17 protein-coding genes are annotated in these 21671 nt (G+C 66.1%); 9 read left to right on the top strand and 8 right to left on the bottom strand.

What is annotated here, in order from left to right:
* Positions 1-84 precede the first annotated feature (84 nt).
* Positions 85-2481, bottom strand: coding sequence for a glycoside hydrolase family 3 N-terminal domain-containing protein (locus tag SSO01S_RS06165; RefSeq protein ID WP_066796839.1), 2397 nt, complete (start codon positions 2479-2481; stop codon positions 85-87).
* Between the two features lie 147 nt (positions 2482-2628).
* Here SSO01S_RS06165 and SSO01S_RS06160 point away from each other — a divergent pair, with 147 nt between their 5' ends.
* The 4 genes from SSO01S_RS06160 to SSO01S_RS06145 all read left to right on the top strand — a co-directional run bounded on the left by SSO01S_RS06160 (position 2629) and on the right by SSO01S_RS06145 (position 9497).
* On the top strand, positions 2629-3729 hold the full coding sequence (locus SSO01S_RS06160; RefSeq protein WP_066796836.1) for a LacI family DNA-binding transcriptional regulator: 1101 nt from the start codon (positions 2629-2631) through the stop codon (positions 3727-3729).
* Between the two features lie 83 nt (positions 3730-3812).
* Positions 3813-5219, top strand: coding sequence for a sugar porter family MFS transporter (locus tag SSO01S_RS06155; protein WP_066796833.1), 1407 nt, complete (start codon positions 3813-3815; stop codon positions 5217-5219).
* Between the two features lie 159 nt (positions 5220-5378).
* The gene (locus SSO01S_RS06150; protein ID WP_066796830.1) at positions 5379-7157 is read left to right on the top strand and encodes an IlvD/Edd family dehydratase; all 1779 of its coding nucleotides are present in this window, start codon (positions 5379-5381) and stop codon (positions 7155-7157) included.
* A gap of 9 nt (positions 7158-7166) precedes the next feature.
* Positions 7167-9497: a glycoside hydrolase family 95 protein gene (locus SSO01S_RS06145; RefSeq protein ID WP_083942883.1), complete on the top strand. Its 2331-nt coding sequence runs from the start codon at positions 7167-7169 to the stop codon at positions 9495-9497.
* 12 nt (positions 9498-9509) lie between these two features.
* Here the strand turns inward: SSO01S_RS06145 and SSO01S_RS06140 are convergent, their stop codons facing one another.
* Complete coding sequence (locus tag SSO01S_RS06140; RefSeq protein ID WP_066796827.1) at positions 9510-10202, bottom strand: DUF4386 family protein; 693 nt, start codon at positions 10200-10202, stop codon at positions 9510-9512.
* Positions 10203-10332: 130 nt separating this feature from the next.
* Here SSO01S_RS06140 and SSO01S_RS06135 point away from each other — a divergent pair, with 130 nt between their 5' ends.
* Positions 10333-10941 (top strand): TetR/AcrR family transcriptional regulator, encoded by a 609-nt coding sequence (locus SSO01S_RS06135; RefSeq protein ID WP_066796825.1) that lies wholly within the window; start codon positions 10333-10335, stop codon positions 10939-10941.
* Positions 10942-11019: 78 nt separating this feature from the next.
* On the opposite strand, the gene SSO01S_RS06130 is transcribed toward SSO01S_RS06135, so the two are convergent.
* The 4 genes from SSO01S_RS06130 to SSO01S_RS06115 all read right to left on the bottom strand — a co-directional run bounded on the left by SSO01S_RS06130 (position 11020) and on the right by SSO01S_RS06115 (position 14623).
* Entirely contained in the window at positions 11020-11907 is an 888-nt protein-coding gene (locus tag SSO01S_RS06130) for an SMP-30/gluconolactonase/LRE family protein (protein WP_066796823.1), read from the bottom strand.
* Between the two features lie 2 nt (positions 11908-11909).
* A complete protein-coding gene (xylB, locus tag SSO01S_RS06125) occupies positions 11910-12704 on the bottom strand; it encodes a D-xylose 1-dehydrogenase (RefSeq protein ID WP_066796820.1) in 795 nt (264 codons plus the stop codon).
* Positions 12705-12743: 39 nt separating this feature from the next.
* Complete coding sequence (locus SSO01S_RS06120) at positions 12744-13865, bottom strand: fumarylacetoacetate hydrolase family protein (protein ID WP_066796817.1); 1122 nt, start codon at positions 13863-13865, stop codon at positions 12744-12746.
* 89 nt (positions 13866-13954) lie between these two features.
* The gene (locus SSO01S_RS06115) at positions 13955-14623 is read right to left on the bottom strand and encodes a nucleoside/nucleotide kinase family protein (RefSeq protein ID WP_066796814.1); all 669 of its coding nucleotides are present in this window, start codon (positions 14621-14623) and stop codon (positions 13955-13957) included.
* A 224-nt stretch (positions 14624-14847) separates the two neighbouring features.
* Between SSO01S_RS06115 and SSO01S_RS06110 the strand changes: the two genes are divergently transcribed.
* Complete coding sequence (locus SSO01S_RS06110; RefSeq protein ID WP_157073668.1) at positions 14848-15117, top strand: hypothetical protein; 270 nt, start codon at positions 14848-14850, stop codon at positions 15115-15117.
* 104 nt (positions 15118-15221) lie between these two features.
* Here the strand turns inward: SSO01S_RS06110 and SSO01S_RS06105 are convergent, their stop codons facing one another.
* Positions 15222-15836, bottom strand: a complete 615-nt coding sequence (locus SSO01S_RS06105) for a response regulator transcription factor (RefSeq protein WP_066796808.1) — start codon at positions 15834-15836, stop codon at positions 15222-15224.
* A complete protein-coding gene (locus SSO01S_RS06100; RefSeq protein WP_066796805.1) occupies positions 15833-18190 on the bottom strand; it encodes a PAS domain-containing sensor histidine kinase in 2358 nt (785 codons plus the stop codon). The genes SSO01S_RS06105 and SSO01S_RS06100 overlap by 4 nt, the downstream gene beginning before the upstream one ends.
* Before the next feature lie 176 nt (positions 18191-18366).
* Here SSO01S_RS06100 and SSO01S_RS06095 point away from each other — a divergent pair, with 176 nt between their 5' ends.
* From SSO01S_RS06095 to SSO01S_RS06085, 3 genes are read left to right on the top strand one after another with little or no spacing between them, the layout of a single operon-like run.
* Positions 18367-19785, top strand: coding sequence for an amidohydrolase (locus tag SSO01S_RS06095; protein WP_066796796.1), 1419 nt, complete (start codon positions 18367-18369; stop codon positions 19783-19785).
* A complete protein-coding gene (locus SSO01S_RS06090; protein ID WP_066797672.1) occupies positions 19785-21095 on the top strand; it encodes an amidohydrolase family protein in 1311 nt (436 codons plus the stop codon). The genes SSO01S_RS06095 and SSO01S_RS06090 overlap by 1 nt, the downstream gene beginning before the upstream one ends.
* 56 nt (positions 21096-21151) lie before the next feature.
* Positions 21152-21547, top strand: a complete 396-nt coding sequence (locus SSO01S_RS06085; RefSeq protein ID WP_066796793.1) for a hypothetical protein — start codon at positions 21152-21154, stop codon at positions 21545-21547.
* Positions 21548-21671 lie beyond the last annotated feature (124 nt).

Genomic DNA, 21671 nt, shown 5'->3' with positions numbered 1-21671 from the left:
TCGTCCCGGCGAAAGGCCGGACCTCAGGCCAAGAAGGGCATCCGTAGTCGCAGGAGACCCCGGCTTTCGCCGGGGTGACGACTGCTATTTCACCGTCAGCGTCGTGCTCTTCAGCTTGACCGAGTCCGGGCCTGACGAAATCGTGAACGTGCCCGGCTCCACCACGCGCTTCATGTCGACATTCCACAGCGAAAGGTCGCGCGGGGTGAGCTCGAACTGGACGGTCTTCTTCTCGCCGGGCTGGAGCGTCACGCGCTCGAAGCGCTTTAGCTCCTTCACCGGCCGGGTGACGCTCGCCAGGTCGTCGCGCACGTAAAGCTGCACCACTTCGTCGCCCGCGCGGGTGCCCGTGTTGGTCACGTCCACGCTGACCTTCACATTGTTGTACCGCCCGATCGTCGGCGTCGCGAGCACCGGCGCTGCAATGTCGAACGTCGTGTAGGACAGGCCATAGCCGAACGGGAAGAGCGGGCTGGTCTCGGCAAACAAATAGCCGCGGCGTGCGCTCGGCTTGTGGTTGTAGAAGATCGGAACCTGGCCCACGTCGCGGGCGATCGTCACCGGCAGCTTGCCGCCCGGATTGGCGCGGCCAAACACCACATCGGCCACCGCGTTGCCGGTCTCCTGGCCCAAATACCAGCCTTCGATCAGCGCAGGTGCATTCTCGGCCAGATACTTCACCGCCAGCGGCCGTCCGTTGAGCAGGAGCACGACGACCGGCTTGCCGAGCGCGAGCAATTCCTTGGCAAGCTGGTTCTGCGGACCGATCAGCTCCAGCGAGTTGCGGTCGCCGAGATGGTTGTCGGCCCACGCCTCGCGGCTGAGCGCTTCATTGTCGCCCAGCACCAGGAAGATCACATCGGCATTCTTCGCCACTTCCAGCGCTTCCGCGCGCAACTTGTCGTTGGTGACGTCATCCACCAAAGTAACGTCGTCCTGCGCCCAGATGCGGTGCGTGGTCAGCCTCACGCCCTCGGCGAAATCGACCTCGAACTTGCCCTTGCCCTCGGCCTTCATGCCTTCGAGCACGCTCACCACGTGGCGCGGGATGTCCGAATAGCCGCCGATCGGCGTATCGTTCGCATGCGTGCCGATTACGGCCATCCGCTTGATCTTGCTGGCGTCGAGCGGGAGCAGGTTGTTGCTGTTCTTGAGGAGCACGATCGCCTCGCGCGCCGCCTCGCGGGCCAGCGCGATCGCATCGGGCGTCTCGGTCTTCTTCGCCGCTGCCTTGGCATCGACATAGGGGTTTTCGAACAAGCCGGCGTTGAACTTCAGGCGCAGGATGCGGCGCACCGATTCATCGATCTGGGCGATGTCCACCCGCCCTTCACGCACCAGTTGCGGCAGCAGCGCATAGGCTTCGCCGTCGGGCGTCTCGAAATCCACCGTCGCGTCGAGCGCGCGCACTGCGGCGTCGCCCAGATTGTCGAACAGATGGTGCCGCGTGTTGAGCTCGCGGATCGCGAAATAGTCGCTCAGCACCACGCCGGTGAAGCCCCATTCCTTGCGCAGCACATCGTGCAGCAGCCAGCGATTGGCGTGGCTGGGGATGCCGTCAATCTCGTTGTAGGAAGGCATCACCGACATCACCGGCAGCTCGGTCACCGCGCGCTCGAAGGGCGGGAAGAAGACTTCGCGCAGCGTCCGCTCCGAAACCGTCGCCGGGCCGATATTGGTGCCGCTTTCCGGCTGACCGTGCCCGGTCATGTGCTTGAGCGTCACATAGACCTTGTCCTTGGCGAGCGGCAGGGTGGTGCCCTGAAAGCCGCGAATCGCCGCCAGCCCCATCTCGCCGACCAGATACGGATCCTCGCCGTACGTCTCCTCGATCCGGCCCCAGCGCGGATCGCGCGCGACGTCGACCACGGGGGCCAGCGCCAGATTGGCGCCGCGCGCACGCATCTCGCGCGCGGCCACGGAGAAGATCTTTTCCTGAAGCTTGGGGTTCCAGGTGGAGGCGAGGGCGATCGCCTGGGGGAAGCTGGTCGCGCCGGGCGCGACATAGCCGTGCAGCGCTTCCTCATGCATGATCAGCGGAATGCCCAGCCGCGTCTGTTCGACCGCCCATTTCTGCGCGGCGTTGATGTAGCGCGCGGTATCTTCCGGCCCGCGATTGATTGTGCCCGGCGCGGCGCCCGCCGCCGGCCCCTGCGTGATCGCGCGACGGTCATAGGGGCGCGATATCTGGCCCAGCCCGTGCGGGAAGTTCTGGCTCGCCTTCACCGGATCGAATTCGCCATCGGCCGTCTGGATCTTGTCCTTGGCCAGCCAGATCGCGACCATCTGCTGGACCTTTTCTTCCAGCGTCATGCGCTTGAGCAGATCCTCGACGCGCGCTTCAACGGGCTGGGACGCATCCTTGTACACCGGCTTGTCCGCCTTGCTTTGCGCGAAAGCGGGGGTCGCGACGAACGGCGTCAGCGCGGTGGCGCTCAGCGCCGCGAGGGCGGCCATAGGCAAGCGGTTGAAAAGGCGCATTTGTCTCTCCTGATGCGCAGCGCTGCGGCGCTGTCTCGCGGTTCGTGGTAGCGCTATCAACTATAGATGCGGACTCGGAACGGTCAACCGTGAACCGGGATTGTTACGGGATTGCATACGTAACATCGCGCGCCTATCCCGCGATCTATGAGCAGACCCAGCCGTAGAAGTAGAGGCACGGTCACCGTGCAGGATGTCGCCCGCGCAGCGGGAGTGTCGGCCATGACGGTTTCCCGCGTGGTCAATGGCGGCGCCAATGTGCGTGAGACCACGCGCGTCGCGGTGCTCGCGGCGATCGAGAAGCTCAATTATTCGCCCAACAGCGCGGCGCGCAGCCTGGCCGCGGGCGAGGCGACGCAGATCGGCTTGCTCTATTCGAACCCGTCCGCGGCGTATCTCTCGCAATTCCTGATCGGTGCGCTCGCCGCCGCGCGCAAGGCGGGCTGCCATCTGGTGCTCGAATCCTGCGAGGGCGAGCGCGCCGACGAGCAGGCCGAGGCGACCCGCCAGTTCGTGTCGACGTCGGTGGAGGGCGTGATCCTCCCGCCGCCGCTTTCGGAGGCCGCGCCGGTTCGCGCGGAACTCGAAGCCGCCGGCATCCCCTGGGTATCGGTCGCGATGGGCCTGCCGCCCGCGCGCAGCCTCAATGTCCGCATCGATGATTTCGCCGCCGCATCGGCGATGACGCAGCATCTGCTCGACCTTGGCCACCGCAAGATCGGCTTCATCCGCGGCAATCCCAACCAGACGTCTTCGGCCGAGCGCTATCGCGGCTTCGTCGCGGCGTGCGAGAATGCGGGACTCGATATTAAGTCGATGGCGGTGGAGCAGGGCTATTTCACCTTCCGCTCGGGCATCGTCGCCACCGAGCGTCTGCTCGATCGTGACGATCCGCCCACCGCGATCTTCGCGTCGAATGACGATATGGCCGCCGCCGCTGTCGGCGTCGCGCATCGCCGTGGCCTGCATGTGCCGCAGGATCTCAGCATCGTCGGCTTCGACGATACCTCGCTCGCTACCACGATCTGGCCCGAACTCACCACCGTGCGCCAGCCGATCGCCGCGATGGCCGAATCGGCGCTCAATCTGCTGCTGGCCCGCCTGCGTGAGCGGCGCGGGGCCGGCGGCGGCAAGCTCGAGGAGCAGGTGCTCGATCATGAGATGATCCTGCGCGAATCCTCCGGCCCGCCGCCCGGCGCCGCACCCGCTCCCGGCAAGACCGCTGCAAAGGCCGCAAAACGACGCTGACAACGCTTGCTTTTCCTCCGCGTCCGGGCCACCGTTACCGCTAACACACCACGGGAATCGTGGCGGCAAGGAGGGGAAGTTCCATGAATCAGACGGCGGAGAGGACCAATATGGCCCTCGTCATGGCCATCGTCGCGGTGGCGACGATCGGCGGCTTGCTGTTCGGCTATGACAGTGGCGCGGTGAACGGCACCCAGACGGGGCTTACCGAGGAATTCAAGCTGACGGCCAACGGGCTCGGCTTCACGGTCGGCTCGCTGCTGATCGGGTGCGCGGTCGGCGCTTTCTTCGCCGGGCGTCTTGCCGATGTCGTCGGCCGCCGCACCGTGATGATCGTCGCTGCGATCCTGTTCGTCGCGGGTGCGCTCATCCAGGGCATCACCGGCGTGCACGAGTTTTTTGTCGCGGCGCGCTTTGCGGGCGGCATGGCGGTGGGCGCGGCAAGCGTGCTCTCGCCGCTCTACATCTCCGAAGTCGCGCCGGCGAAGATCCGCGGGCGGCTTACCACGGTGCAGCAGGTGATGATCATCACCGGGCTCACCGCCGCGTTCGTCGTCAATTATTTCGTGGCGAAGAATGCGGGCGGTTCGCTCGGCGAGTTGGGCGGTATCCACGCCTGGCGCTGGATGTATCTGGCGCAGGCGGTGCCTGCGATCGTCTTCCTCGTCGCCTTGTTCTTCATCCCGGAAAGCCCGCGCTATCTGGTGAGCAAGGGCCGCGAAGATGAAGCGCGCCGGGTGCTGACCAACCTGTTCGGCGCGAGCGAGGCGGAGCGCAAGATCGGCGACATCCGCGCCAGCTTCTCGCAGGACCATCGCCCCAGCTTCCGCGACGTGGCGGCAAAGGGCACGATCTTCCGCCCGATCGTCTGGGCCGGCATCATGCTGGCGACCTTCCAGCAGTTCGTCGGCATCAACATCATCTTCTATTATGGCGAAACACTGTGGAAGCTGGCGGGCGTTTCCGAAGAAGTGGCGCTGGAGCGCAACATCATCTCGGGCGCGGTTTCGATCGCCGCGGTGTTCGCTGCGCTGCTGGTGATCGACAAGATCGGCCGCAAGCCGCTGCTGATCATCGGCTCGGTCGGCATGGCCGCGACGCTCGGCGCGATGACCTGGGCGTTCAGCGGCGCGGGCACCGATTCTGCCGGCAACCTGCTTCTGAACGAGACCGCTGGCTACACCGCGCTGGTCGCCGCAAACCTCTACGTCATCTTCTTCAACTTCAGCTGGGGCCCGGTGATGTGGGTGATGCTGGGCGAGATGTTCCCGAACCAGATGCGCGGCTCGGCGTTGGCGGTTGCGGGCTTGGCGCAGTGGGGCGCGAACTATGCGGTGGTGCAAAGCTTCCCCGCAATGTCCGATCCCGATGCGCTGGGGCTCACCGGCACCTATGCGCTCTACACCGTCTCGGCGGTGATCAGCATCTTCCTCGTCCGCTCGTTCATCAACGAGACCAAGGGCAAGGAACTGGAAGAAATGCAGGGATAATGTCCCGACTTCCTCCCCTGAGAGGGGGAGGGGGACCAGGGAACCGGGTGGAGGGGTAGTCTCCACAAACGAACCATCTATCTTGTGGAGACTACCCCTCCACCCCGCTCTTTGAGCGCGGTCCCCCTCCCCCTCCGGGGGAGGAATTGAGAGAATGCCATGACCAGCCGTACGCCCGTCCGCCCATTCCGCTCGCGCGAATGGTTCGCCGCTCCCGGTCGCAGCGATATGGCAGCGCTCTATCTCGAGCGCTTCATGAATTACGGGATCACGCCGGCCGAGCTGCAATCGGGCAAGCCGATCATCGGCATCGCCCAATCGGGCAGCGATATCGCGCCGTGCAACCGCATCCATCTCGAGACGGTGAAGCGCGCCCGCGAAGGCATCATCGCGGCGGGCGGCGTGCCGATGGAATTCCCGCTCCATCCGATCTTCGAGAATTGCCGCCGGCCGACCGCCGCGCTGGACCGCAACCTTGCCTATCTGGGGCTGGTCGAGATCCTCAACGGCTATCCGATCGACGCGGTGGTGCTGACCACGGGCTGCGACAAGACCACGCCAAGCTCGCTGATGGCGGCGTTCACCGTGGACATCCCTGCGATCGTCCTGTCGGGCGGGCCGATGCTTGACGGCTGGCATGAGGGCGAACTGGTTGGATCGGGCACGGTGATCTGGCGCAGCCGCCGCAAGATGGCGGCGGGCGAGATCGACGAGGCCGAGTTCCTGCGCCGCGCCACGGACAGCGCGCCTTCCGCCGGCCATTGCAACACGATGGGCACCGCATCGACGATGAACAGCATCGCCGAAGGGCTGGGCATGTCGCTGCCCGGCTGCGCGATGATCCCGGCGCCGTACCGCGAGCGCGGGCAGATGGCCTATGAGACCGGCCGCCGCATCGTCGACATGGCCTATGAGGATCTGCGCCCGTCCAGGATCGTCACCCGCCAGAATTTCCTCAACGCGATCAACCTGCTCACCGCGATCGGGGGATCGACCAACGCCCAGCCGCATCTGATCGCGATGGCCGCACATGCCGGCATCGAGATCACTCCGGCGGACTGGATGCAGGGCTATGATCTGCCGCTGCTGGTCAACATGCAGCCCGCGGGCAAATTCCTGTCCGAGCGCTTCCACCGCGCGGGCGGCATCCCCGCCGTGATCAGCGAGATGATCGAGGGCGGACATATCGACGGCAGCGTGATGACCGTGACCGGCAATTCGCTGGCCGAGAATGTCGCGGGCCGCACGGCCACCGACCGCGAGGTGATCTACCCGTGGCACGCGCCGCTGATGGAGAAAGCCGGTTTCCTCGTCCTCTCGGGCAATCTGTTCGATCAGGCGATCATGAAGACCAGTGTGATCTCGGAGGATTTCCGCGCCCGCTATCTCGCGCGGCCGGGGGATGAGGGCGTGTTCGAAGGGCGCGCGATCGTGTTCGACGGATCGGACGATTACCATCACCGGATCAACGATCCCGCATTGGGCATCGACGAGAATTGCATCCTGGTGATCCGCGGCTCCGGCCCGCTCGGCTGGCCGGGATCGGCGGAAGTCGTCAACATGCAGCCGCCCGATCATCTGATCCAGGCCGGCATCATGAGCCTGCCGACGCTCGGCGATGGCCGCCAATCGGGCACGTCGGACAGCCCCTCGATCCTCAACGCATCGCCCGAAAGCGCGGCGGGCGGCGGACTGGCATGGCTGCACACCGGCGACGTGATCCGCATCGATCTGAACGCCGGCACCTGCAACGCGTTGGTCGACGCGGACGAGATCCAGCGCCGCAAGGGCGAGCCCGCGCCGCCGATCCCGGAGAGCCAGACGCCCTGGGAAGAGCTGTACCGCGAAAAGACCAACCAGCTGGGCGAGGGCGGCGTGCTCGAATTCGCGCTCAAATATCGCAAGACCAGCGAGAAGGTGCCGCGCCACAACCACTAAGGGGGCAAGATGCGGCTGACGCGACGGGGCGCGCTGGGCGCGGGGCTATCGGCCGGGCTGCTGGCCGGGCCGCTTGCCCATGCCACCGATGCTGCGCCGGAGGTTTTTCCGCTTTGGTCGCTCTGGTATCGCCAGCCCGCCACCCGCTGGGTCGAGGCGCTCCCGATCGGCACCGGGCGGCTGGGCGCGATGCTCTATGGCGGCATTGGCGAGGAGCGGATCCAGCTCAACGAAGGCAGCTTCTGGGCGGGCGGCCCCTATGACCCCGCGCGGCCCGAAGCGAAGGCGGCGCTGGAGCAGGTCCGCGCGCTGATCTGGCAGGGTCGCCATGCCGAAGCGCAGGCGCTGGCCGATCGCGACCTGATGGCGCGGCCGCTGCAGCAGATGCCCTATCAGACTTTGGGCGAGCTGCGCATCGCGCTGGACGGGCAGGCACGGCCGGACGACTATCGCCGCTGGCTCGACCTCGACGCCGCGACCGTCACCAGCCGCTGGCAGGCGGGCGGGGCGCGCTACACCCGCGAAAGCTACGCCTCCGCCGCCGATCAGGTGCTGGTCCACAGCATCGTCAGCGAGGGCGGAGTGCCGCTGTCGGCGCGGATCGCTTTGTCACGCGCGGCGCGGGTGGAGGGCGATACGCTCTGGGCCGAGGGCAATAATCGCGAGGCGCGCGGCGTAGCGGGGGCGCTCCGCTTTGCGCTGGGCGTCCGGGTGATCGCCGAGGGCGGGCGGATCGAGGTGGAAGGCGAAGCGGTCCGGGTGACCGGCGCGTCGCGGATCACGCTGCTGATCGCGGCGCGGACCAGTTATCGCGACTGGCGGCATACCGATGGCGATGCGCTGGGCGCGGCGCGGCGCGATCTGGATGGTGCCGCGGCACGGGGGCTCGCGGCGCTGCGTAGCCGGCATCTCGCCGGGCATCGCCGGCTGTTTCGTGGTTTCGATCTCGATCTTGGAGCCGATCCGGCACCGGGCACGCCCACCGACGAGCGCGTCCGCTACAGTCATGACGGGCGCGGCGATCCGCATCTCGCGGCGCTCTATGTCCAATATTCCCGCTACCTGCTGATTTCCTGCTCGCGGCCGGGTTCGCAACCCGCGAACCTCCAGGGGCTGTGGAATGACAGCGATACGCCGCCCTGGGACTCCAAATACACGATCAACATCAACACCCAGATGAACTATTGGCCCGCCGAGCCGATGGGGCTGGGCGAATGCGTCGAGCCGCTGATCGCGATGATCGAGGATCTGGCGGAAAGCGGCGCGCGCACGGCGACGACCATGTACGGCGCGCGCGGCTGGGTGGCGCATCACAACACCGATCTGTGGCGCGCCTCCGCCCCGATCGACGGGGCGTTTTGGGGGCTATGGCCCACGGGCGGCGCGTGGCTGTGCAAGCATCTGTGGGACCGCTGGGATTATTCGCGCGATCCCGCGCTGCTGGAGCGCATCTATCCGCTGATGCGCGGGGCGGCGTTGTTCTTTCTGGATACGCTGGTCGAGCATCCTGATGGATCGGGCCTCGTCACCAGCCCTTCGATCTCGCCGGAAAACGCGCATCATCCCGGGGTGAGCATCTGCGCGGGGCCGGCCATGGACCGCCAGATCCTGCGCGAACTGTTCGCGAACACCGCCGAATGCGCCGCGCTCCTGAAGCGTGATCCCACGCTTCAGGCGCAGATGCGCGCCGCCGCTGCGAGCCTTCCCGCCGATCGCATCGGCAAAGCGGGGCAGTTGCAGGAATGGCTGGAGGATTGGGACATGGACGTCCCCGAGATCCAGCACCGCCATGTTTCGCATCTCTACGCCGTGCATCCGGGGCACGCGATCCACCGCGATACCCCCGAATTGCTGCGCGCAGCGGCGCGGTCGCTGGAGATTCGCGGCGACGACGCGACCGGCTGGGGCCTTGGCTGGCGGATCAACCTCTGGGCGCGGCTGGGCAATGGGGCGCGCGCGCATCTCGTGCTGCGCAAGCTGCTTGGCCCCGATCGCACCTACCCTAATCTGTTCGACGCCCATCCGCCCTTCCAGATCGATGGCAATTTCGGCGGCGCGGCTGGCGTGATCGAAATGCTGGTCCACGATCAGCCGCAGCGCACCGAATGGCTCCCGGCGCTGCCGGACGCCTGGCCGAGCGGATCGGTGACCGGCCTGCGCCTGCGCGGCGGCATCACCGCCGATCTTGTGTGGCGCGATAAGGGGCTGGCCGGCCTGACGCTCACCGCCAGCCATCCCGTCGAGCGCACATTTGCCTATGGGGGCAAGCTGGTGACATGCAAGCTTCGCCCCGGCACGCCTCTCCGCCTCGGCCCGGATCTGCAGCCGGAGACCGCTTGAAACCCCGCTTGGTCAGCGCTGGCGGATCAGCGCGATCCCCGTCGCGATCAGCCACAGCGTCAGCCCCATGAACCCGGCGATCGTCGCCATGGCGAAGCCGCTGCCATCTGCGCCGAGCGACAGCGCCAGGCCTTCGCCGGTACCGGCGACCAGGGTGAGCGCGGTTGCGAAGCCGATGCCGGCGGTGATCCGGGCGCGTTCGCCAAATTGCAGCGCGGCGAGCTGGCCTACGAACAATGCGGTCAGCAACTGGCCTAGATGTTCGCCCATGGCGACACCGCCATAGGCGTTGAGCAGCTCGAAGGCCCGCTCCGCCGCCGCCTGCGCTTCCGGCGCACCGCTGGCATGGGCGCGCGCCAGGCCGGGGATCACGAACACCCAGCGCAACAGGCCGATCGCCTGGGTCAGGCCCGCCAGCGCTCCGGCGACTGCAGCGCCGATGGCGAGGGCAGGGCGGCTGGCGATCCGCTCGCGCGTCACCGAAAGCGCGATGGTCGTCGGCACCAGCGCCATGGCCGCCAGCGCGAAGCCATACCAGGTCAGGATCAATGCAGGCCCGCCAGCGGCGAACTTGTCGAGCGCTTCGCCTGCCGAGCGGCGCAGAATGTCCGGATAGTCGTAGATCGATGCGAGGATCGAGAACGGCACGTTGAACGCAATGGCGAGCAGGATCGCGGCACCGCCGAGAAGCTTGGTCGAGCGCATGATGAATTTCCCTTTGTCCCTATATGGTGACAACGCAAATATCCCTGACCGGTGACTTGCGCAAGCAAAAAAGTCACCGCGCAGTGATAAAATTACTGGAAGTCCGGGAATCAGTGAGTTACAGGGGGTAATGGACAAGCGAGAAAAGCAGCGGGACCGTAGCCGCACCGCCGATACGATCCTCGAAGCCGCAAAGACGGTGCTGGCCGAACAGGGATTCGCGGGATGGGGCGTCAACGCGATCGCCCGCGCCGCGGGCTGCGACAAGCAGCTCATCTATCGCTATCATGAGGGGCTGGACGGCCTGGCCGAAGCGATCGGCGCGGAAATGGCCGCCTGGCTTGAGGAGGCGTTGGCCGCGCCCGAAGGTACGCCCGCCACAAGCTATGCCGAACTGATGACCCGCCTCGCGCTCGCTTATCTCGGCGCGCTGCGCGCCAATCGCCTCGCGCAGCGTATTCTCGCCTGGGAAGTCGCCGAGGAATCGCTGCTGGTAAAGCGGTTCGCGGCGGCGCGGGGCAGGGCGATGATGGCGTGGATCGCCCGAGAGCGCGGCGATCTCGTGCCGCCTCCTGGCGTGGATGCGCCCGCCGCCAATGCGGTGCTGATCGCAGGCGTCCAGAATCTTGTGCTGGCCGGGGCGGCGAGCGGCGCGTTCATGGGCGTCGCGCTGGACGATGCCGGATGGGAGCGGATATGCGCGGCGGTGCGGTCGCTCGCCAGTGGCATTTACGGCTGAACCGTCTTGTCCCGCCTGGGGGTGATGCGCATGAACTCCGTCACTCCGGCTCCGCCCGGGTGACAGGAGGGAACGCCCCTAAACCCCCGCGCGCACCAGATGCCCCGGCAGGCCGGGCACGCTCACCTCGAACGCAAACAAGTCCCCCGCGCCCGGCATCGCCGCCTTTTCCTCCGCCGAGAGATGCTTGGCGGCGGTGGTCGCGTACACGGTCTTCAGCTCCGGCCCGCCAAAGGCGATCTTGGTGATCGCGTCCACCGGAAAGCGCACCACTTCCAGCAATTCCCCCGAAGGCGAATAGCGCCGCACCACCGAACCCTTGTACAGCCCCACCCAGACACAGCCTTCGCTGTCCACTGTCGGCCCGTCCGGATAGCCTTCCGCATTGGGGATACGCGCAAATTCGCGCCGGCCGGTCAGCGCGCCGTCCGCGTCCAGGTCGCATGCGAAGACCACGCCGCCCAGCGTATCGATATGATAGAGCGTCCGCCCGTCCGGGCTCACCGCCGGGCCGTTGGTGATCGAGACCAGCGGGCTCGATGCGACGCAGCTCCCATCTCCCGCCAGCTGGTAGATCGTGCCGCTGTCCGCCGCCTCGGCATCGTCCATCGTTCCGAACCAAAGCCGGCCTTCCGGATCCACCGTGGCGTCGTTCAGCCGGTTGCCGGGCAGGTGCGGCTCGGGGTCCACCAGATGCGTAAAGCTTCCATCCGCCGGATCGAACCGCGCCAGCCCCGTCTTCAGGCCCGCGACAAAGCCGCCGCCCTCGATCGGCGCGACGAAACCCACCTGATCGGGCGCGTCCCAGCTACGCCGATCGCCATTGGCGGGGTCGTAGCGATGGACCTTGCGTCCCTTGATATCGACGAACCACAGCGCCTGGTCGCGCTCCACCCAGACCGGCCCTTCGAGCAGCGGCGCGCCGAGCTGCCAGACGCTGACCGGCTCGGAACGCACCACGCCCATCCTCAGCGCCAGCCCGCGTCCACGAAGAACTCATGACCGGTCACCAGTCGCGCATCGTCGGAAGCCAGGAACAGCGCCATCGCGGCGATATCGTCGGGCACCAAACGGCCCTTCATGCACTGCGCAGCCACGATTTCCGCCTCGCCTTCGGGGGTGTACCACATCATCTGGCGAGGCGTTTTCACATTGCCCGGCACGATGCACACCGAACGGATATTGTCCGGTCCCAATTCGCGCGCGAAGCTGCGGGTCAGGCCCTCGATCGCGGCCTTGGCGGTCTGGTAGAGCGTCAGTTCGCTCAGCGCCAAATGCCAGGAAATCGAACCCAGATTGACGATCACGCCGCCGCCCTTGGCCTTCATCCCCGGGATCACCGCCTGGGCGCAGAAGAACAGATGCTTCAAATTGGTGTTGAGGCGGTTGTCCCAATATTCCTCGGTCACTTCCTCGATCGTGTGCCGGTCGTCATTGGCGGCGTTGTTGATCAGCACATCGAACGCGCCATTCGCCTCGATCAGCCGCGCGATCACTGCCTGCACGGTCTTGATATCGGTCAGGTCGCAATGCTCGAACTTCGGCTGGTGCGCCCCAGACAGCCTTGTCACCAGCGCCTGAGAATCTTCCTTGGCGATGTCGAAAAAGGTCACGTCGGCACCCTGGCGGACAAACCCCTCGACCAAGCCCGCGCCAATGCCAGATCCCCCGCCGGTGATCAGCACGCGCTTGCCCTTCAGGCTGGGATAGACCGCGCGCTGGTCGCGCGTGAGGGTGGTCTGGGTAGGATCGGCTTCAGACATGGAACGAATATACCTTGGAGAAAGGGAGGGCGCGGGCGGTCAAAGGAGGCCGCGGCCGGCGAGGTTGCGCATCAGGTCACGGATGCCGAACTCCCATGGAGGAGCGGCCTTGGACGTGGTCACGCGGTTGGTCAGGCTGCCGAGCTTCGGCGTGGAAATGCGGACGACGTCGCCGTCCTTGTGCGTGAAGCCGCGGCCCGGATGGTCGCGGTCCTGGATCGGGGCGAACAGCGTGCCGAGGAACAGTGCAAAGCCGTCCGGATACTGATGCTCGCTCAGCGTCTGCCGCACCAGATCGGTCGGATCGCGGCTGATCTGGCTCATCTTGTTCGTGCCCTCGAGCCGGTAGCCCTCGGGCCCGTCGATGGTCAGGTCGATCTCGGCGGATCGCACATCGTCCATCGTGAAATGATCGTCGAACAGGCGGATGAACGGCCCCAGCGAGGTCGAGGCGTTATTGTCCTTGGCCTTGCCGAGCAGCAGCGCGCTGCGCCCCTCGAAATCGCGCAGGTTCACGTCATTGCCCAGCATCGCGCCGCGAGGGTTTCCGTGGCGATCGACGACGAGCACGACCTCGGGCTCGGGATTGTTCCAGTCGCTGTCCGAACGCACGCCGATATCGGCGCCCCAGCCCATGGCCGAAAGGACCGGCGCCTTGGTGAACACTTCGGCATCCGGGCCGATCGCGACTTCCAGATATTGCGACCACATCCCGGCTTCGATCAGCGCGGCCTTGAGCTTCGCGGCTTCCTCGCTGCCGGGCACGACCGAGCGGATCGAGCCGACCTTGGCCTCCAGCTCGCCGCGAATCGCGTTGGCGCGGGCGGAATCGCCGCGCGCGCGTTCCTCGATCACCCGCTCGATCGCCGAGAGCGCGAAAGTCACGCCGCACGCCTTGATGCACTGCAGGTCGATCGGTGCGAGCAGTTGCGGTCCGTTCTCGCTGCCGATCGCGTCGGCGGCGCATACCATTTCGCCGGGGACCGTCGCGGCATCGCCGCGTTCGAGCAGATCGGCCACGGTCGGGGCGCTCCGTGAGACGTCGAATAGCTGTCCGCCGCGCAGCACGACGGGGCTGGGGCCGGCATCCGTCTGGATACGGCCCACCAGAATCGCCTGCGCATGATCCGCAGGCAGTATGTCCGCCGGAGACGCCTTCAAGTTCCTCTGCCCCAATCGCCTTTTGATAGCGCTACCATGTGCTTGCGCAGGAGGGCGGTGTCAAGCGTCTGTGCGGATGTTAGCGCTAATCAGCCCAGGGTGGCGAGGTGGTCGATTATTTCGGCGACAATTGCCTGGGGCGGGCGCATCGCGCCGCCTTCGCTCGCGCGCACAATTCGCCACGGGCCGAGCAGACCCACCTCGACGATCGCTTCATAATTGGCGCGCACGCGCTGCTGGAGCGCGACATCCGCTTCATATTCGTCATAGCTTTTGGCGGTATAGCTGCGTTCGGCCTTTTGCAGGATCATCGCCTTGGCGAGTTCCCACGGCGTATCGAGATAGAGTGAGAGGGTAGGGGCGGGCAGGGCGAACTGCCCGGTCTCCAGCGCCAGGATCCATTCCATCAGCGCGCGGCTTTCCTCGGCGGGCACGCGCGCGCCCTGATAGGCCATGTTCGACGCGACATAGCGATCGAAGATCAGCACGTCATTGGCCGCCGCCGCCGCCAGGATGGCCTCGCGCCATTCGAACCGGTCCAGCGCATAGAGGGTGGCGGCGGCGTGCGGCGTCACCTTCACCGGCATGTCCCCGGCCAGATAGCGCCCGATCGTCACGCCCGCGACGGTCTCGCCATAGCGGGGGAAGCCGATCACCTCCGCCTTGCGGCCCGCGGCGTTGAGCGCGGCGCACAGCCCGTTGGACGTGGTGTTCTTGCCGACCCCGTCGGCCCCTTCGATCGCGACGATGATGCCCATGCACCCCTTTAGCAGGCCCGCGTGACAAGTCACGGGAGTCCCTCATAGAGACGGAGCTTCCGGAGAATTCCGTAGGCGTGCGGCGGTCGGCTCGCTCCTATTGTTCGAGCTCCCTAAACACCGGATGCTTCGTGGCCTCGGCACCCTTTCTCCTCGTTGTCATTGTCAGCGAAACCGGACTCCGCACTACGCTTGTCGCCCGCCTCTCAATGGCGGGGGCGGACATGCTGACCGCCGATAATCTCAGCGATCCCCGGCTTGCCCGCTACGGCAGCCGGCCGATGGTTCTGATCGCGGACGAAGCTGCGGTGAGCAGCCATGAAGGCGGCGTCGCGGCGCTTGCCGCCGATCCGCGCTGGGCCCGGCTGGTGCTTATCTCGCCTGAAGCTCCGCCCGCGGGCAAATACCCTCATCTCGTTCATATCGAGCGCGCAGGGGCGGCGGCGCTGGAAGCGCTGCTCCCCGAATGGCAGACCCTGGATGCCGCCCGCTGAACGATCCGGCGCTGCCGGGCTAGAGTCGTTCGGCCTGCACCCTCACGGCAAAACGACTCCAGACTGCGGCAAACCGGCTTCCCCCCCTTGCACGATGGAAGGGGCTAAAGGTTCGGCAGCATCCCCGCAGCGAAAGCGATGCGAAGCGCTTCCGAAAGGCTGCGGACCTGCAACTTCTCCATCAGATTGGCGCGGTAGATCTCCACGGTGCGCGGGCTGATATCGAGTTCATAGGCGATCACCTTGTTCGATCGCCCTTCGATCAGGCCCCTCAGCGTATCGGCTTCGCGCGGGGAAAGCGTGGCGATCTTCGCGCGCGCCGCCTGCGCGCGCGCTTCCGCCTCGCCGCCTTGCTCCAATTGGGCAAAGGCATGGTCGATGACGTCCATCAGCGTGCGTGCGTCATAGGGCTTCTCGACGAAGTCGAGCGCGCCGGCCTTCATCGCCTGCACCGCCAGGCTGACATTGCCCTGGCCGGTCAGGATGATGGGCACGAACTTCACGTCGCGATTCAGCCGGGTGAGCACGTCCAGGCCGGTTGAACCCGGCATATGGAAGTCGAGCAGCAGCACGCCGGGGTCGAGATCGGGCATCTCCGCCAGAAATGCGTCGCCCGATCGGAAGCCGCGTATGATCATGTCGGATTGCACTGACAGCAGGGTGTGGAGCGAGGCGCGGACCGCGTCGTCGTCGTCAACGATGTAGATGGTCTTGGTCATGCTTCCACCTCCTCGAACGCAGGTACAGTGAAACGGAAGGATGCCCCCCCTTCCGGCCGATTATCTGCTTTCAGCTCGCCGCCATGTGCTTCGATGATACGCTTACTGATCGAAAGACCAATGCCCATTCCGCCCCTTTCGCTCTTCGTTGTGGTAAATCTCGAGAATAGTTGATTGACAAGTGATTCCGGAATCCCCGGTCCGGTATCGGCGATCTCGATTTCTACCATATTGCCCGCCACCTTGCGCGATCGCAATGTGATCTGGCGCGCGCTCGTCTCCACGTTACGCAGAACATAAACAGAGTTGCGCAATAAATTGACTAAGACCTGCTGGACTTGGACGCGGTCCGCCAGCATCCATTCCGCCTCCGGATCGAGATCATATATCACCTGGATGTGGAGCCGGCCGGTGCCGACCAGAATCAGTTCCACTGCCTCGCGCAGCGTCTGCGGCACCGATTCCGGTCGGCTTTCGACTTCGCCGCGCGCCATGAACGCGCGCAGCCGCCGGATTATCTCGCCCGCGCGCAGCGTCTGGGTGTTCGCCATGCCCAGCAGTTCGCCGATCCGCTCGATATCCGCGCCGCGGTCGGTAAGCACCTGCGCCGCGGCCAGGAAATTGGTCGCGGCGCTCAGCGGCTGGTTTAGCTCGTGCGCCAGATCGGCTGCCAGCTCGCTCATCGCGCTCAGGCGCGCGACATGCGCCAGCTCGGCATTCAGGTGGCTCAGCCGCTCCTCGGTAGCGACCTGCTCGCTCAGGTCGCGCGCGAATATCGTCAGCAGCAGCTTTCCCTCGACGCGCGCCAGCCCCGCGCGCAGCTCCAGCGGGAAGCGCCTGCCATCGGCCGCCTCGCCCTCGGCGGGGATCGTCGCGCCGCTTTGCTGATTGTTGATCAATTCGGCCAGCTTCGCGCTGGTTTGGGTGATCTGGTCCTTGGGCGCGAGGACGCTGTTGTGCTGGCCGATCACCTCTTCGGCGCGATAGCCCCACAGCGCCTCGGCCGTCGCGCTGAACTGGCGGATCAGCCCATCCTCATCGACCACGACCATGGCGTCGGGCACCGTGTCCAGGATCGAGCGCAGCTGCGCCTCGCGACCGCGCAGCGCGGCTTCGCGTTCCTCCTGTTCGGTCACGTTGACCAGCACGCCCACGGTGCGCGTCAGCTCGCCCGCATCGTTGTAGAAGATGTGCGACGCTCCCTGCACGACCCGCACATCGCCATTCTTCGTGCGAAACCGGTAGCGATAGGCGAAGCGGTCGCTGTGCTGGGCCGCGGCTTCCGCCAGCGCCGCCGCCGCAGCCTCGAAATCCTCGGGCTCGATCAGCCCCGCCCAGCTGTCGAAGTCCGGCATGGAGCCGGGCGCCAGCCCCAGGCGCTCTTCGGTGCCGGGCGACCAGCTGATGCGGCCGCTCGCCGCATTCCATTCGAACACGCCCAGTTCGGCGGCGGAAGTGGCGGTGGCCAGCCGGGTCTCGCTGGCACGCAGCGCCTCCACCGTTTCGATCAGCGCCTGCTGGTCGCGCGCGACGCGCCGCACCGCCCAATAGGCGATCAGCCCCACCAGCGCGATGTTCGACAGCATCACGATGAGCCTGGTCGACAGCCGCGACGACAGGTCCATCATCTCCAGCGTGGCGCCCAGCAGCGCCGGGATCAGCGGGATCAGCAACGCTGCAGGCAGCATCACCCGCAGCAATCGCGATTCGGCGCGGTTGGATCCGATCAGCTTCGGCCAGCCAAAGCCGCGCTGCCACAGCACATATGCGACGATCAGGCACAGCGAGATCAACGCGGTCGGCGCGGAAATCCGGTATAGCTGGGAGTGCGGCTCTTCCGGTGTGGTGAACAGGATCACCACCGCCGTGGCGGAGCCTATCGCCAGCACGGCGCTCGCCATCGCGCTGGCGATTTCGTCGCGCTGCCAGCGCCTGGTGCTCGAAACCCATGCCGCGGCACCCAGCAGCAGGAAGATCGTCGTCGGCGTCGCGCCCGGCCGCCCGGGATGCAGATGTGCATAATCGCGAACCGAATCGCCGAAGAGCAGCAGATCCACGCCCAGATCGGTGCCGGTCAGGTTCTGCACGAGCGCGGTGCAGCCGATCGCAATCGGCCCCACCCACAGCAGGCGGGCGGCCTTGGTCTCGCCGCCTATCACCGCGACGAAGCCGAGCGACAGGAAGAGAAAGCCGATCGCGGTCAGCGGAAACGCCGGCATATGGACGAGGCCGAACGATCGCAGCAGCGGGGCGTCGAGAACCCAGCCCGAGAAAGCGAGGATGCTGCCAAGGCTGGCCAGGGCGGCAAAGCCCGCCGCAGCCTTCCTGCCAACCGGCCAATTCCCCGCAGCCACCGTCAATGCACCGCCCTCTCTCGGAGAGCCACGCTAAGTACCCAGAATGGCAAAGTCTAATGCCTTTATGCCGGAAACCTCGCCAATATGGCTGCATCTTGCCAAAGCGTTCCGGCGGCGCGATCAATCCGCTACAGCGCCGTAACGAGCGCAAGCGTTTGTGAAGGGAATCCAGCTTGATACGAACGACCCTCCTCCTGGGCGCCGCGGTTGCGCTTTCGGCGTGCGCCGCGAATGGCGGCAAGGCGCAGACGGCCGCTTCGGATCCCGCCCCCTCGGGCCCCGGCAAGGGGAAGGGCTATGATCACGATCCCTATCCCTCCACCTATCGCGCCTATCCCGGCGCGCCGACGCTCGTCACGCATGTGACGATCTTCGATGGCGAAGGGGGACGGATCGATAACGGCTCGGTCCTGTTCCGTGACGGCAAGATCGTCGCATTGGGCAAGGATCTGGCCGCGGAGCCGGGCGTCACGGTGATCGACGGCACCGGCAAGTATCTCACCCCCGGCGTGATCGACGTGCACAGCCATCTCGGCGATTATCCTTCGCCCGGCGTCCAGGCGCATTCGGACGGCAACGAAGCGACCTCGCCCGTCACGTCGGAAGTTTGGGCAGAACATAGCGTCTGGCCGCAGGATCCCGGCTTTGGCCGCGCGCTTGCCAATGGCGGCGTCACCACGCTCCAGGTCCTGCCCGGCTCGGCGAACCTGTTCGGCGGCCGCTCGGTCACACTCAAGAACGTCTACGCCCGCACGATGCAGGCGATGAAGTTCCCCCAGGCGCCTTACGGTCTGAAGATGGCGTGCGGTGAGAACCCCAAGCGCGTCTATGGCGGAAAGGGCCGCGCGCCCTCCACCCGCATGGGCAATATCGCGGTCGATCGCCAGACCTGGGCGCGCGCGCAGGAATATAAGCGCCGCTGGGACAAATATGAGGAAAAGGGCGGCGAGCCCCCCTCGCGCGACATGGCGATGGATACGCTGCGCGGCGTGCTCGACGGCGAGATCCTCGTCCACAACCATTGCTACCGCGCCGACGAGATGGCCATCGTCATGGATATGGCCAAGGAGTTTGGCTACAAGGTCACGGCGTTCCACCACGCGATCGAAGCGTACAAGATCGCCGATCTGCTCAAGGCGAACGGTGCCTGCGCAGCGGTCTGGGCCGATTGGTACGGCTTCAAGATGGAAGCCTATGACGCGGTCAGCGAAAACCTCGCCATCCTGGATAAGGAAGGCGCCTGCGCGATGATCCATTCGGATGACGAAAACGGCATCCAGCGGCTCAATCAGGAAGTAGCCAAGGCGCGCGCCGCCGGCTTGAAGGGCGGTTTCGCGATCAGCGAGGAAGCCGCGTGGAAATGGCTCGCGATCAATCCTGCAAAGGCGCTCGGCATCGACGATCGCACCGGCAGCCTGAAGCCCGGCAAGATGGCCGATGTCGTGCTGTGGAACGGCAATCCCTACAGTGTGTACACCCGCCCGCAGATGGTCTGGGTCGATGGCGCCTTGCTCTATGATGCCAATGATCCGCGAAAGCGGCCGGTATCCGATTTCGAGCTTGGCCAGCCGGGCGAAGGGGATGTGAAGTGATGAAGCGCGCACTCCTTCTCGCCGCCGCCACCACGCTCGGCCTTGCCGCGCCCGCCGCTGCCCAGAACGTGGCGATCACCAACGCAAAGCTTGTCATCGGCGATGGCGGCCAGCCGCTCGACGGCGGCACCGTCGTCATCCGCGACGGCCGCGTCGTCGCTGCCGGGGCAGGGGTGGCGGTGCCGGCGGGCATTCCCGTGATCGATGCGGGCGGCAAATGGGTCTCGCCCGGCATCTTCGCCGGCTTCACCCGCATGGGCATTGTCGAAGTCGATGCGGTCAGCACCACCAACGATGCGTCGGCGGGCAGCTCGCCCTTCCACGCCGCGCTCGATGTGGCGCCCGCGGTCAATCCGCGCAGCACGCCGATCGCGATCAACCGGGCAGAGGGCGTTACCCGCGCCGTCGTCGCGCCGGAAAACAGCAGCGGCTCGATCTTTGCGGGGCAGGGCGCGGTGATCGATCTCGCCAGCGATGCCAATGCCGTGTCGCGTCCGCGCGCCTTCCAGTTTATGGAATATGGCGAAGACGGTGGCCGCGCTGCGGGCGGCAGCCGCCCTGCGGCGATCGCCATGTTCCGAAACGCCCTGTTCGAAGTCGCGGCATATCAGCGCGCACCGGCAAGCTTCCTTGATCGCGGAAAGGATTCGCTGCTCACCCGCGCCGATGCGGAGGCGCTGGTCCCGGTGCTTCGCGGCACCATGCCGTTGCTCGTCCATGTCGAGCGCGCGTCGGATATCCTTGTCGTCCTTGGCCTCAAGCGCGAATTCCCCGCGCTCAAGCTCGTGCTGGTCGGCGCGGCGGAAGGGTGGATGGTCGCGCGGGAGATCGCGGCGGCAGGCGTGCCGGTGATGGCCAATGCGCTCAGCGATCTGCCTTCCTCGTTCGAAAAGCTTGCCGCCACCCAGTCCAATATCGGCCGGATGCAGGCGGCGGGCGTGCTCGTCGGGATCGGCACGCTGGGGCAGGACGAAGCCCGCCAGGCGCGCTGGGTGAAGCAATATGCCGGCAATCTCGTCGCGCTTGGCCGCATCCCCGGTGCTTCGGGGCTGGATTGGGGCGCGGCATTCGCGGCGATCAGCTCCAGGCCTGCCGAGGTCATGGGGATGGGTGCGGATTATGGCTCGCTCCGCGTGGGCCGCCGGGGCGATGTCGTGATCTGGGATGGCGATCCGCTCGAAATCGGCACCAATGCCGTCAGCGTCATCATCGACGGCGTCGAACAGCCGCTCTCCAGCCGCCAGTCGCGCCTGCGCGATCGCTATTGGAAGCCCGGCGAGGGTGCGCTGCCCAAGGCTTATGAACGTTGAGGAACCTTGGTTACGGCCCGGCATTGAACCGGGAACCGGCAAGTAGAGGAGTGAATATGCGCACGATGATCCTGCCCGCTCTGGCTGCCGTCGCGCTCGCCGGATGCGGCGGCATTGCGCCGGAAGCCGAGCGCAACGTCACCAACGTCAACAGTGACGAGGCGGCAAACGCCGAAGCAAATGTCGCGGGCAATGTCGCCGAGGCGGACAACGCCACGGCCAAGGTGCTCGCGCTCAACGATGCCCAGCGCAACGGCGTCTTCTATCGCGCGATCGAGGATGCCAATCTGACCTGCCAAAGGGTTACGTCCTCCGATCGCCTGCCCGATCAGGACGGCAAGCCCGTGTGGCGCGCCAATTGCGGCGGCAAGATCGAAGCCGCGAAGGCCGCCTATATCATCTCGATCGCCCCCGACGGCACCGCACAGATCATCGGCCGCAACGATCGATGAAGCCGTTTTCGGTCAGGCTGTAGAGCCAACGCCGAGGCCGCCCCCCTCTTTCGTCACCCCGGGGTCCCGCTTCTCCCTTGCGCGCCGCCAGCACGTCCAGACCGCACCCTCATTCCTCCCCGAA

The organism is Sphingomonas soli NBRC 100801 (assembly GCF_001591025.1).
GTDB lineage: Bacteria > Pseudomonadota > Alphaproteobacteria > Sphingomonadales > Sphingomonadaceae > Sphingomonas > Sphingomonas soli.
Note: the sequence above shows the minus strand (reverse complement) of the source record. Positions and strands in the feature narration are given on the sequence as shown.

Coding starts and splice junctions, on each gene's coding strand:
- SSO01S_RS06165 (WP_066796839.1), bottom strand. CDS start 2,481: ATGCGCCTTTTCAACCGCTTGCCTATGGCCGCCCTCGCGGCGCTGAGC.
- SSO01S_RS06160 (WP_066796836.1), top strand. CDS start 2,629: ATGAGCAGACCCAGCCGTAGAAGTAGAGGCACGGTCACCGTGCAGGAT.
- SSO01S_RS06155 (WP_066796833.1), top strand. CDS start 3,813: ATGAATCAGACGGCGGAGAGGACCAATATGGCCCTCGTCATGGCCATC.
- SSO01S_RS06150 (WP_066796830.1), top strand. CDS start 5,379: ATGACCAGCCGTACGCCCGTCCGCCCATTCCGCTCGCGCGAATGGTTC.
- SSO01S_RS06145 (WP_083942883.1), top strand. CDS start 7,167: ATGCGGCTGACGCGACGGGGCGCGCTGGGCGCGGGGCTATCGGCCGGG.
- SSO01S_RS06140 (WP_066796827.1), bottom strand. CDS start 10,202: ATGCGCTCGACCAAGCTTCTCGGCGGTGCCGCGATCCTGCTCGCCATT.
- SSO01S_RS06135 (WP_066796825.1), top strand. CDS start 10,333: ATGGACAAGCGAGAAAAGCAGCGGGACCGTAGCCGCACCGCCGATACG.
- SSO01S_RS06130 (WP_066796823.1), bottom strand. CDS start 11,907: ATGGGCGTGGTGCGTTCCGAGCCGGTCAGCGTCTGGCAGCTCGGCGCG.
- xylB (WP_066796820.1), bottom strand. CDS start 12,704: ATGTCTGAAGCCGATCCTACCCAGACCACCCTCACGCGCGACCAGCGC.
- SSO01S_RS06115 (WP_066796814.1), bottom strand. CDS start 14,623: ATGGGCATCATCGTCGCGATCGAAGGGGCCGACGGGGTCGGCAAGAAC.
- SSO01S_RS06110 (WP_157073668.1), top strand. CDS start 14,848: ATGCTGACCGCCGATAATCTCAGCGATCCCCGGCTTGCCCGCTACGGC.
- SSO01S_RS06105 (WP_066796808.1), bottom strand. CDS start 15,836: ATGACCAAGACCATCTACATCGTTGACGACGACGACGCGGTCCGCGCC.
- SSO01S_RS06090 (WP_066797672.1), top strand. CDS start 19,785: ATGAAGCGCGCACTCCTTCTCGCCGCCGCCACCACGCTCGGCCTTGCC.
- SSO01S_RS06085 (WP_066796793.1), top strand. CDS start 21,152: ATGCGCACGATGATCCTGCCCGCTCTGGCTGCCGTCGCGCTCGCCGGA.